The organism is Neisseria sp. HMSC070H10 (assembly GCF_001837635.1).
GTDB classification, from domain to species: Bacteria; Pseudomonadota; Gammaproteobacteria; order Burkholderiales; family Neisseriaceae; genus Neisseria; species Neisseria subflava_A.
Window position 1 is genome coordinate 60,804 of sequence record NZ_KV833358.1, and the last position, 12,416, is coordinate 73,219.

The following is a 12,416-nucleotide window of genomic DNA, read 5'->3' on the forward strand; positions in this document are numbered from 1 at the left end:
GCGTTTGGAACATTAGCCCAGTTCGGCAAGATTGTCCAGTCGATAAGGCTTAATCGTCAGGGTGAAGGCGCGCTGCTTCGCGTTCCTTGGCAACCGTATCTTTATCTTTCAGCTTCGCACCCAAGCCCAACATTTTTTCATATTCGGATTGCGGCGTGCCATCCTCTTCCATGCCGAATGCGCTGGCATTGACCCAAAGGGAAAGCAGGGAAACGATGAAGGCGAAAAAACCAACGATATACCAAAACATTTTTTTCTTCCTTGTGTGTCTGCGGGTGCAGATTGTTGTGGTTTGTAAAGATGTGAATGTAGCACAAACGCGGTTGGGTTTGAATTCTTCTCCCGCATCCTTTCATTGATTTACCTGTAAGTGTTTAGAAAGGAAAAGGCCGTCTGAAAAGTAAGACTTTTCAGACGGCCTTGGAGTTTTATTGGGAAGATTAGCCGCCGCATGCGCCGCAGCAACCGCCTTCGCTGTGACCGCCGCGTTTTTCTTCGTTGTTGATAACGGGCAGTTCGGTTTCTTCGGTTTGCTCTTTTTTATCTTCAGGCAAATCGTTTACTTTGATTTTGTTTTCTTCGGCCATGATACATCCTTTCAATGGATTGAGGAGTGGAAAGATTCATAAAGATAGCATCTTTAAACGAATAAACCAAGCAGTACAAAACTGCCTTGTGATAATGCCATGACTTGGAACAATAAATTTGCTTGTAAAAGCGTTCAGGCCGTCTGAAAAAATCCAAAGAAGAGTGTTGGTTTTTATGGTTTGAAATGGCAGTGGAAAGATTTAAGAATGCTTGATTTGAAGGGATAAACTGACATTGATTTCAAAAAACAATACAATGTTATCATCATCTGGAAACAGCCAATTTATCGGAGCATATATGTATTCATACCATAGCGAACGCCATTTCAGCGACCGCAACAACTGGCTTCGGGCAAGCGTATTGGGTGCCAATGACGGCCTGATTTCCACTGCCTCGCTGTTGACGGGCGTAGCCGCTGCCGCGCCAGATTTCCAAACCCTGCTTTTGACGGGCGTTTCGGCGCTTATCGGGGGCGCGGTGTCAATGGCGGCAGGGGAGTATGTTTCCGTGTCCAGCCAATCGGATACGGAAAAAGCCGATTTGCACAAAGAGTGTTTTGAGTTGGCAAATAATCCTGATGCCGAACTTGAAGAGCTGACTGAAATTTACCGCCGCCGCGGTTTGTCCGACCCGCTCGCCGCAGAGGTGGCCAAAGCCTTGATGGAGCACGATGCGCTCGCCGCCCACGCGCGCGACGAAATCGGCATTACCGAAACCTCTGCCGCCCAACCCATGCAGGCCGCGCTGGCTTCTGCCGCTTCATTTTGTGCCGGCGCAATTTTGCCTTTACTGGTCGCATTGACGGCTTCTAGTGCCATTGTTCCGGCCTTGGCAGTTTCCACTTTATGCGGACTGGTCGGACTGGGCTATGTCTCCGCCAAACTCGGCGGCGCGCCTGTCGTTCCTGCCGTTTTGCGCGTGTGCTTATGGGGCGTTGCGGCATTGGCGATAACCGGATTTATTGGAAAACTGGCGGGCGTGGCCGTCTGAATGTAAGGCCTTATATTCTTTTAAACCTGTATCCAGTAAAATTGAAAATCTATTTGATCGCTAAAGGCCGTCTGAAAATTTTTCAGACGGCCTATGGTGCTTGTATTTACTTATTACAAACTGTTTTGTCATGACCTATCCGATTCCTAAACCCCGTGAAAAATCCCGTTGGCTCAATCTTTCGCAAGGCTCGCTGCCCTTGGCTTTGGCGCGTTATCTGCCGCATAAACAGCTCAAGGTTGTCTTGACCCAAGATGCGGAACAGGCGCTACGCCTTCAGACGGCCTGGCTGTTTTTCCGTCCGCACGATACGGCGGTGTTCCTGCCGGACTGGGAAACGCTGCCTTACGAGCGTTTTTCTCCGCATCAGGATTTGGTATCGGAGCGGCTCTCGGCTTTATGGCAGATTAAGAGCGGCGCGGCGGACGTGTTGTTTGTGCCGGTTGCCACGGCGATGCAGAAGCTGCCGCCTGTGCCGTTTCTGGCAGGGCGCACGTTTTGGCTGAAAACGGGGCAGACTTTGGATATAGGCCGTCTGAAAAGTGATTTGGTGGATGCAGGTTATAACCATGTTTCCCATGTTGTTGCGGCAGGTGAGTTCGCTGTGCGCGGCGGCATTGTCGATTTGTTCCCGATGGGCAGCGAAATGCCGTACCGCATCGATTTGTTCGACGATGAAATCGACAGCATCAAAACTTTCGATACCGAAACGCAACGCACCATCTCCCCCGTTTCCGAAATCCGCCTGCTGCCGGCGCACGAATTCCCCACCGACAGCGAGGCGCAAAAGATTTTCCGCAGCCGCTTTCGTGAAGAAGTCGATGGCAATCCGAACGATGCGGCTGTGTACAAAGCCGTCAGCAACGGCCATTTCGGCGCGGGCGTGGAATATTACCTGCCGCTGTTTTTTGAAAACGAGCTGGAAACGCTGTTTGACTATATCGGCGAAGATGCGCTGTTTGTCTCTTTGGGTGATGTTCACGCCGAGGCAAACCGCTTTTGGAGCGACGTTAAATCGCGTTACACCATGGCGCAGGGCGATGAAACCTATCCGCCTTTGCTTCCACAGCATTTGTATCTCTCTGCCGATATTTTTGCAGGCCGTCTGAAAAATTATGGTCAGGTATTGCCGGATATTTTTGGTGATGAACATACGTTGCCAAACTTGGCCGTCAACCGCCAAGCAGATGAACCGTTGCAGGCATTGAAGGATTTTCAGACGGCCTTTGACGGACGGATTTTGCTGTGCGCCGAAAGTTTGGGACGGCGCGAAACCATGCTCGGTTTCTTGCAGCAAAACGGTTTGAAAGTTAAAAGCGTGTCCGACTGGCAGGGCTTTTTGTCGGCGCATGAGCCGCTGATGATTACAGTGGCGCCGTTGGCTTACGGGTTTAAATTAGAAGATCAAAACATCGCGGTTATTACCGAATCCGATCTTTATCAATATGTCGCCCGCTCGCGCAAACATTATCGTAAGAAACACGCCTCCGTTTCAGACGGCCTGTTGCGAGACCTTGCAGAAATCAATATCGGCGACCCTGTCGTTCACGAAGAACACGGCATCGGCCGATATATGGGCTTGGTCACAATGGATTTGGGCGATGAAACCAACGAAATGATGTTGCTTGAATATGCAGGCGAAGCTCAGCTTTATGTGCCCGTTTCGCAACTGCATTTAATCAGCCGCTATTCCGGTCAGGCGCATGAAAACGTTACTTTGCACAAGCTCGGCAGCGGCGCGTGGAACAAAGCGAAGCGCAAAGCCGCCGAAAAAGCGCGCGATACCGCCGCCGAGTTGCTCAACCTCTACGCCCAACGCGCCGCCCAATCGGGACACAAGTTTGAAATCAACGAGTTGGACTATCAGGCATTTGCCGACGGCTTCGGCTACGAAGAAACCGAAGACCAGGCCGCCGCCATCGCCGCCGTGATTAAAGATTTGACACAAGCGAAGCCGATGGACCGCCTTGTGTGCGGCGATGTCGGTTTCGGCAAAACCGAAGTCGCCCTGCGCGCCGCGTTTGTGGCGGTGATGGGCGGCAAACAGGTCGCCGTACTCGCCCCGACCACGCTTCTGGTCGAGCAGCACGCGCAAAACTTCGCCGACCGCTTCGCCGATTTCCCCGTGAAAGTCGCCAGCCTTTCGCGTTTCAACAACAGCAAAGCCACCAAAGCCGCTCTGGAAGGCATGGCGGACGGCACGGTCGATATCGTTATCGGTACACACAAATTGGTTCAGGACGACATCAAATTCAAAAACTTAGGTTTAGTGATCATCGATGAAGAACACCGCTTCGGCGTGCGACAGAAAGAGCAGCTCAAACGCCTGCGCGCCAATGTCGATATCCTCACCATGACCGCCACACCGATTCCGCGCACCCTCAGCATGGCGCTCGAAGGTCTGCGCGACTTCTCGCTGATTACCACCGCGCCCAGCCGCCGCCTCGCCGTCAAAACGTTCGTGAAACCATTCAGCGAAGGCAGCGTGCGTGAAGCCGTATTGCGCGAACTCAAACGCGGCGGACAAGTGTTTTTCCTGCACAATGAAGTGGATACGATTGAGAATATGCGCGAGCGGCTGGAAACCCTGCTGCCCGAAGCCCGCATCGGCGTGGCGCACGGACAACTGCGCGAGCGCGAGCTGGAACAAGTCATGCGCGACTTTTTGCAGCAACGATTCAACGTGTTGCTCTGTTCCACCATCATCGAAACCGGCATCGACATCCCCAACGCCAACACCATCATCATCAACCGCGCCGACAAATTCGGACTGGCTCAACTGCACCAGCTTCGCGGGCGCGTCGGTCGCAGCCACCACCAAGCCTACGCCTACCTGCTCACGCCCGAATACATCACCAAAGACGCAGAAAAACGCCTCGACGCCATCGCGGCGGCAGACGAACTCGGCGCAGGTTTCACCCTTGCCATGCAGGATTTGGAAATCCGCGGCGCAGGCGAAATCCTAGGCGAAGGGCAAAGCGGCGAAATGATACAGGTCGGCTTCACGCTCTACACCGAAATGCTCAAACAAGCCGTGCGCGACCTCAAAAAAGGCCGCCAGCCCGACCTCGACGCACCGCTGGGCATTACCACAGAAATCAAACTGCACAGCCCGGCATTATTGCCTGAAGACTACTGCCCCGACATTCACGAGCGCCTCGTCCTCTACAAACGCCTCGCAGTCTGCGAAACCGTACAGCAAATCAACGCCATACATGAAGAACTGGTCGACCGCTTCGGCCTGCCCGAACAACCCATCAAAACCCTCATCGAAAGCCACCACTTACGGCTTGCGGCAAAAGAATTGGGTATAGACGCCATCGATGCGACCAGCGAAGCGGTAACGGTAACCTTTGGCAAAAACAACAATGTCGATCCAACCGAAATCATCCTGCTGATTCAGAACGACAAAAAATATCGCCTTGCTGGAGCAGATAAGTTGAGGTTTACAGCCGAGATGGAAAATATTGAAGTGCGGATTAATACGGTGAAGAACGTATTGAAGACTTTGAAAGAAAGGGTGATGGCTAAGTAAGGATGGAGGAAAAAAGGCCGTCTGAAAAAGGTGCAGGCTGCTTTTTAAGGTGTTGAAACAGCAAAAAAGTAGTCTGCACAAGGCTATATTATTAATTATTTTATTATAATTTATGCATATGGGGCGTAACATGGATAATTTGCTACTGAATTTATTATTTTCTTTTTTATTATTCTTTATATCAAATTGGTTTGGTAAGAGATCAATAAAATTTGGATATCACCAATTGTCATTTGACAGTAGTGAAGAACAACCTATATTTAATATATTATATCGATCTTTTACTCCTGTTGTTTTCATATTAGTAGTATCAGTTTTTTTAGATAAAATAAATCTTTTTTATTTGACAAAAAATATTTATATAACAACAATATTTTATTTCTTAATCAGATTTATTTTTATCTTAATCATAGGCAGATTAAAAATTACAAACTGGGTAAAATATATTCTAACAGCTTTTATTTCTATATTTATCTCATACATTGTTTATAAAAATTTTATTGAAAAAAGATACTTCCCTTTGCCAACGGAACAAGAAATTACAACAGCATTGTGGTTTGCGATTATTGGTTATATATATAAAGTTATTAAAGATATTTCAATATCATCTTTGGATAATAATAGGAAATTAAATTATGTAAAGCATAAGCACGATCGTTTTTCTCATAAATATGGTTCTATTATTGAAGAAGCAATTGGGACTGATATAGATAATAGCATTATTGAAAAACAAAAAGCATTAATATATTCGATTTTAATTTATGAAGACTTTAATAGACATATATTATGTAGGTTTATGGAAAGATTACTTTTTGGGACTGGTAGAATTAAAACATCTGGCATTATGCAGGTAACTTCAGACGTATATTTATCTAATCAAGATAGCGTAAAAAAAGGGGCATGTATCTTAATTGAAAAATATAACGAAGTGTACAAAGATAAATATAATGATACTCAAGATAAAAATCACAGCCTATATGCAGCCAGAAGAGAGAGTATTAAACATTATAATTCTGATATATCATATATTAATGAGGTTGAGTCGATTTATAATTTATTAGAAGTTATATATCCGAAATCTTCAGATATATATGAATGTGATGGTGAGTAATTAGTAAGTCATATAATGTAAATTAATTACTTCAGTAGCGTCAAACAAAGAATGCGGTAGCATGCATAAAACCTTTAGGTAGTGTGTGTACGGTATGCACGCATGTGGATTTTAAGTGAAAATACAGAAACAGTATGAAATAAAGGCCGTCTGAAAATACTGAAACTATCAGTTTTGAAAATCAAACCTAAGGTTACTAAATCGATCAGGGAATTATTATGAAAATGAGGGCAATGATGCTGGGTGTGACAGGCTTGATATTATCCGGTTGCTTTTTCTCTAATGATGAAATTAAGTTGGAAGATATTTGGAATTTCAAAGTTGCTGTCAATGAAGCTAAGGGGAATAGGCAGGTGCATTTGACAGGCTTATTAGGCAATAGTGCAATGGGTATTTCAGATATCAAAACAACTAGTCGCAACGATGAGCTGAATATTACTTTATTTCAAAAATTAGCAGGTTCGGAATACTCAGGAACATTAGATAAAGAAATTGCTCTTGAAAACAATATCAAGAAGATTACTTATGGTTCTAAACACGAGATTATATGGCAAGACTAAAAATACAATAAAGGCCGTCTGAAAAAGATTCGGACGGCCTTTAAAATTATAAATGGATAGATTTTTTGGCTATCCTATTTCGATAATATTTCAAGATTTTTTTGCGCAGAAAAAGGAATACAGCAACTGTATCATCTCGGTTACCCTCGGATCGGCAATGTAATATTGCCGTTCCCGATGGTTCACTTCAAACGATACTAAACCGGCTTCACGTAATAGGGCTAATTGGCTGGACATTGCCGCTTGCGGCAGTCCGGATGATTCAGCCAACTCGGTTACATTGTAGGGCCTTTCATGTAGTTTGCACAATACGGCGAGGCGGTTGGGATTGGCCAGTAGTTTGAGAAAAGCGCTGGCTTCTTCGTAGGGCGGTTGATTGTCGGCAATGGTCATTTTTCACGCTTGTCGGCAAATGAGGAGGTCGAATTATCAGTCATAATGGCCTCAGCAGCAACTTTTATACGGCCTTTGCTTAATGATTCCATGGCATTTTGGCCAGCAGGCGCGCCATGCCGCAGAATCCGGTTAACCCCGCCGTCAACAGGCCTGCGCCGACCATTACGTCTATCAGATAAAACCAAGGCGATACCAGCCAACCTGCCAGCACGCCCAACAGAATCAAACTGCCCGCTATGGTTTGCACCTGCCGCATGATGTCCGGTGCGGCACGGTCGGCAACAATAGGAAGCCCTGCAGCCTTCCATGCCTGTAAGCCGCCTTCTAAAATATAGCATTCGCGGCTTTGGCCAAGCGCTGACAATATTGTTTCAGCCCCTGCTGTACGTTTGCCGCTCAGGCAATAAAAAATCAGGCATGGGGCTGTATCATCGGGCAGTTTGTCTCGCTGCCGTTCAGGCGGAAGGGATAATGCACCGCCAATATGCCCGCCCCGATATTCGGCTTGGCTTCGGATATCCGCTGCCAACGCGCCCTCGCGGATTTTTGCCATGGCTTCGGAAGGCGTAATTCGCGGTAGTTGTCCGACCGTACTCATGTGTTGCCTTCGTTATTTTTTGTTGATGCGGCAGGTGTTGATGCCCAATAAACTGTACAGTGCGCAGTTGCCAATCAGTGCTGTAGCCAGAGGGATGATGCCCAGCCAACCCCACCAGCCAATTTGTCCGGTAGCGGCAGCAGCAATCAGTGCGACACCGATAACAATACGGATAACGCGATCCAAATTACCCAAGTTTCGTTTCATTTTATTGCTCCTTATTTCAGAATGGATTGTCTATAAATAAACATATATAACAAAAATCATATATGAGAAATATTATAGCTTTAAAGATGACTTTGTCAAATGGTTTACAGTAAAAGTGTAATGAATATTTGCATTGTATTTTTTAAACGCACAAATAGAATCAATCTCCAACGATATGGTTCAATGTAAAATTACAGCCTTATATTTTCAGACGGCACTGGAGATGATCTATATAATATTTTATTTATATTGGAAGAATTGGTAGTCAGTTTTCAGAAGGAATCAAATCATGACCGATTTGGAAAAGAAGCCCAATAGAGAAGATTTGAAGACTGGATAATCCGTTGTGTAACTAGCAAGGGAGAGGCAATACTTTAAAATCAAATTGTTTACGAATTATAAAAGGCCGTCTGAAAATTGAATTTCAGACGGCCTTTGGTTTCTTTATAACGTCGTTCGTATCATCAGAAACGATAGTTAACGCCCAAGGCAAACTCGCGACCGCGTTCGTAGAAGGGCACGCGTCCGTTGCCGTTAGGGAAGCGTTGGCTGTGCGAACGGTATTGCTTGTTGCCGATGTTGTTGACGGCGAAGTTGACGTTCAGGTTGTCTTTTTTCAGCGGCTGCCAGTTGGCGTAGATGTCGTGTACGCCGTAACCGGCTTTCTTACCGTGTATCGTGCCTAGTCCGCGGGCGACATCGGTGTATTTCACGCTTTGGGCGTAGCGGCCGCGCCAGCCGATTTCAAGTTTGGGGTTTTCAAACTGATAAGACAGACCGGTCAGCCATTGGCGGCCGGTGTTCCAGAAGGTGAACGAGCTTTCGTGGTCTTCCGCTTGAATCGGGCTTTCGCCGTAGTACATTTCTCCGTTCAGACGGGGTTTGACGTAGGACACGCCGGCGCGCGCGGTCAGGCCGCCCCAACGGTAGGATGCGTCAAGTTCGTAGCCGTAGGTTTTGAGCGTGCCACCGTTGTAAATCTTGCCGCGTTCGGTGATGGAGGCGGTGTTGTTGTTGATTTTTGCCCAACGATAGACGATGAGGTCTTTGATGCGTTGGTGGAACACGCTGCCGCTGACGTTGAAGTTATCGTTGCGCCATTTGAAGCCGAGTTCGGCACGGCGGGCGGTTTCGGCTTTGAGGTTGCTGTCCAAATCGGCGGCGGCGCCTGCGCGTTCGTTAGCCAACAGGGCTTCGTTCAGGCGGGGCGCGCGGCTTGCCTGATTGAGGTTTGCCAAGAGCGAGAAGTTGTCGTTGATGTCCCAAATCGCGCCGATGCTGGGGTTGAGCTGGCCGTGGGACGCGCTTTGTCTGCTGGCGGCGTTGTATTTGAAATGGTCGTAACGCAGGCCGGTGGTCAGGGTAACGGGGTGCAGGTTCCAGATACCTTCCGCGTACACGCCGTATTCGGATTTCTTCTCTTTGTCGCGGTCATACAGGCCGAGAATCTTCAGCCACGCGCCTTTGTCGGACGGCTCGGAGGTTTCGTGGCGGTAGTTGACGCCGTATTTCACCATGTGTCCGTCGCCGAAAGAGCTGGCGAGGTTCAGATTCGCGCCGGTTGCTTTGATTTTGCTTAACTCAAGCTGGCCAATGGGAACGCCGCCTTGCGCCGTGCCGGAAGCTTGGGCTTTTGGAGAAGGAGCGCCTTTAGGCGGTTTGGTGTCGTCGGTGTTGATTTGGAAGACATTGGCGTCGATTTTGTCGATGAAGCCGACGTTGCGGCCACGGTATTCCAGATTGTAGGTCTGCTCTTTTTGATAAGTGCCGTCCACGCCGACGTAGCTGTCAACGTTTTGGAACTCGGCTTTATCGGTGCGGTTGCCTTTTTGGTATTCCTGACGGTAGGTCAGGCGGATGCCGTGGTCGTCGTTGAAGTCGTAGCCGATTTTGGCGAGGTAGCTGTGCTGTTTCAGACGACTGCCGTGGTTGACATTGCCGTTGCCGTCTTTGTAGTCGCGGTTGTTGAGGAAGTTGCCTGCAAACAGGGCATCGAAGCCGTTTTGATAGCCGTAAACCGCCGCGTTGCCGGTTGAGCCTTTATTGCTGCTCAAGCCCGCGCCGAGTTTGAAACCGAAAGGTTTGCCGTCGGTCAGCAGGTCTTTCGCGTCAACCGTCGTCACGCGGATGGTACCGCCGACCGCGCCCAAGCCCGCGCTCGCCGCGCCCGTGCCTTTTTCGACGTTGATGCTTTTCACCAAAGCAGGGTCAAGCTGGAAGCGGCTTTGGTGGTGGAAAATTTTGGTGGATTGGCTGGTGCCGTCCACTTCCAGATTAATTTTGTCCTCGCCGACGCCGCGGATGCTGTAAAACTGCGCCACGCCGTTGCCACCGCCGACATCCATACCGATTTGGTCTTTCATGACTTGTTTCAAATCGGTCGAAGTCTCGCGGTCAAGCTGGTTGCGGGTAAAGCGGGTCGGTACGGCGGTACCGGTAACCTTAATTTCATTCAGTTCGGCAGTTTCTGCGGGGTGCGTATTTTCGGCATGGGCGAAGCCTGTTGATAGTGCGAGTGTAATGAGACTAAGGCGGAATACAGGAAAAGAGGTTTTATTCATGATTTTTCCCAAGGAATAAAAAATTGACCGCTTATTCTAATTATTTTAATAATGATTATCAAACTACAAATAAATGTAAAAGAACATATTGGTCTCATTTTGATTTGTAGTTTGAATATTTTTATAAATATCAATCGGTTTATTTATGGTTAAATTTTGTAAAACTATTTTAAGAGAAAATATAGTGAGGCTTACTTTTTTGAAACTGAAGAAAAGGGATGAGTTGAATATTTATCGATGATCAATATTGTGTATAGGTGTTTTAAAAGGCCGTCTGAACAGTGCTTTCAGACGGCCTCACTACTTCTTTTTTACAGTAAAGGACTCATCAGGCGGACGGCATTTTCCACGAGGCCGCGGAGTTTGGAGCGTTGTTGCCATGATTTGATGGCAATATAGCTGCTGTTTTTAAGGTAACTGCGCTGTAGGTGGCAGATTTGTTTGGTGGTATCGCGATCGTAGATGGCGAGGCTGATTTCGAGGTTGAGGAAGAAGCTGCGCATGTCCATATTGACCGTGCCGAAGAGGGAGTAGTCTTCGTCAATGGTCATGGTTTTGGCATGTAAGAGCCCACCTTCAAACATGGCGATTTTGACGCCGGCTTCCAGCAACATAGGGTAGTAGGCGCGTGAGGCATAGCGTACCATCAGTGAATCGACTTTGGCTGGCAGTATCAGGGTCACTTTGACGCCGCGTTTGGCGGCAACGGTTAATGCCATGAGAAGCGGCTCGTCGGGGACAAAGTAGGGAGTGGTAATCGTGATTTGTTTGGTGGCGGCATAGATGGCACTGATGATGGTTTCGTAGATGACAAAGTTGCCTTGCTCGGGGGCGGATGGAATGATTTGGGCAACAATATTGCCTTGCTGCATTTTTTCGGGAAGGATTTGGGGCAGCAGGTTTTTTGCTTGGTTGAGGTATGTTTGTACGTTTTGGAGGTTTTTATCGGTTTCAACGGCAAGGTCGGCGAAGAAGACAGCTGACAGCTCCAGTACCATAGGCCCTGTGCAACGCATCATGGCATCTATCCATTCGCCGACGCCTGAGTTTTGTTTGAAGTAGCGTGGATCGACGAGGTTGAAGCTGCCGGTGTAACCGATTTTGCTGTCGATAACGAGGATTTTACGGTGGTTGCGCAGGTCGGTGCGTGTGAATAATGTACGCCAGATGCCGACAGGTAAGGAGGTATGTACTTCAACGCCTGCTTGGCGCAGTTTCTCTACCCAATCGCTTTCAAGAAAGCTCCTGCTGCCGACGGCATCGGCCAGTATGGCGCAGTCTACGCCTCTGGCTTTGGCGGCAAGGATTTCATTTAGAATTTCTTCGATGCGGCCTTTGGGTTCGATAATGTAAAAGGCCAGCAGGCAAGAATGGGTTGCGGCGCGTATGTCTGCGAGCATGCTGTCGATGATGGTATCGGTGGTAGAGAGCAGGCTCATGGCGTTGCCTTTGGTTGCACCCAGCCCCGTTCCTTTTTCGGCAACTTTACTGATGCCGTGGTATCGTGATTCGACCTGGTCGGCAATGTCGAGATACATATCGGTAAGGTGGGCGGCGGCAAAGTTGCGGTAGAAACGGTTCATTTCACCGGTACGTTTGGCGCGGGCCGTACCGAGACGCGGCTCGCCGATGAGGATGTAGGCGATGGTTCCGAATACGGGGAAAAGGAAAAGGATAATCAGCCAGGCAAAGGTTGAGCCGATGTTTTTTTGTTTGTACAACACGCGCAGCATGCAGGCGAGTGCGGCGCAGGTGTGGGCGAAGATAAAAATCTCGGTCCAGGTAATGTCTTTTAAGAAATTCATATTCGGTGGGGAGTGGTTGGGTTTTTCAATTTGAAGGTTTGGGCCGACAAGCTTCAAATATTAAG

General features: G+C 48.1%; 11 protein-coding genes. 4 read left to right on the top strand and 7 right to left on the bottom strand.

Features of this window, described 5'->3' with window-relative positions; all coding sequences use genetic code 11:
* Positions 1-49 precede the first annotated feature (49 nt).
* On the bottom strand, positions 50-250 hold the full coding sequence (locus tag HMPREF2606_RS01510; protein ID WP_070843188.1) for a hypothetical protein: 201 nt from the start codon (positions 248-250) through the stop codon (positions 50-52).
* A gap of 190 nt (positions 251-440) precedes the next feature.
* A complete protein-coding gene (locus tag HMPREF2606_RS11015; protein WP_003685706.1) occupies positions 441-587 on the bottom strand; it encodes a hypothetical protein in 147 nt (48 codons plus the stop codon).
* A gap of 298 nt (positions 588-885) precedes the next feature.
* Between HMPREF2606_RS11015 and HMPREF2606_RS01515 the strand changes: the two genes are divergently transcribed.
* The 4 genes from HMPREF2606_RS01515 (at position 886) to HMPREF2606_RS01530 (ending at position 6,784) form a co-directional block, all read left to right on the top strand.
* Positions 886-1,578, top strand: coding sequence for a VIT1/CCC1 transporter family protein (locus HMPREF2606_RS01515; RefSeq protein ID WP_070843189.1), 693 nt, complete (start codon positions 886-888; stop codon positions 1,576-1,578).
* Between the two features lie 130 nt (positions 1,579-1,708).
* A complete protein-coding gene (mfd, locus tag HMPREF2606_RS01520) occupies positions 1,709-5,113 on the top strand; it encodes a transcription-repair coupling factor (protein ID WP_070843190.1) in 3,405 nt (1,134 codons plus the stop codon).
* A gap of 130 nt (positions 5,114-5,243) precedes the next feature.
* Entirely contained in the window at positions 5,244-6,224 is a 981-nt protein-coding gene (locus HMPREF2606_RS11205) for a hypothetical protein (RefSeq protein ID WP_249967798.1), read from the top strand.
* Positions 6,225-6,442: 218 nt separating this feature from the next.
* Positions 6,443-6,784, top strand: a complete 342-nt coding sequence (locus HMPREF2606_RS01530) for a hypothetical protein (RefSeq protein ID WP_070714076.1) — start codon at positions 6,443-6,445, stop codon at positions 6,782-6,784.
* Positions 6,785-6,874: 90 nt separating this feature from the next.
* Here the strand turns inward: HMPREF2606_RS01530 and HMPREF2606_RS01535 are convergent, their stop codons facing one another.
* The 5 genes from HMPREF2606_RS01535 to cls form a co-directional block, all read right to left on the bottom strand.
* On the bottom strand, positions 6,875-7,177 hold the full coding sequence (locus tag HMPREF2606_RS01535; RefSeq protein WP_070843191.1) for an ArsR/SmtB family transcription factor: 303 nt from the start codon (positions 7,175-7,177) through the stop codon (positions 6,875-6,877).
* A gap of 79 nt (positions 7,178-7,256) precedes the next feature.
* Positions 7,257-7,778, bottom strand: coding sequence for a rhodanese-like domain-containing protein (locus tag HMPREF2606_RS01540; protein WP_070843192.1), 522 nt, complete (start codon positions 7,776-7,778; stop codon positions 7,257-7,259).
* A gap of 12 nt (positions 7,779-7,790) precedes the next feature.
* Positions 7,791-7,985 (bottom strand): YgaP family membrane protein, encoded by a 195-nt coding sequence (locus HMPREF2606_RS01545; RefSeq protein ID WP_070843193.1) that lies wholly within the window; start codon positions 7,983-7,985, stop codon positions 7,791-7,793.
* 464 nt (positions 7,986-8,449) lie between these two features.
* On the bottom strand, positions 8,450-10,546 hold the full coding sequence (locus HMPREF2606_RS01550) for a TonB-dependent receptor plug domain-containing protein (protein ID WP_070843194.1): 2,097 nt from the start codon (positions 10,544-10,546) through the stop codon (positions 8,450-8,452).
* A gap of 311 nt (positions 10,547-10,857) precedes the next feature.
* Positions 10,858-12,351 carry a cardiolipin synthase gene (cls, locus tag HMPREF2606_RS01555; RefSeq protein ID WP_049336808.1) on the bottom strand — a complete coding sequence of 498 codons (1,494 nt, stop codon included), beginning with the start codon at positions 12,349-12,351 and terminating at the stop codon, positions 10,858-10,860.
* Positions 12,352-12,416: the final 65 nt, after the last annotated feature.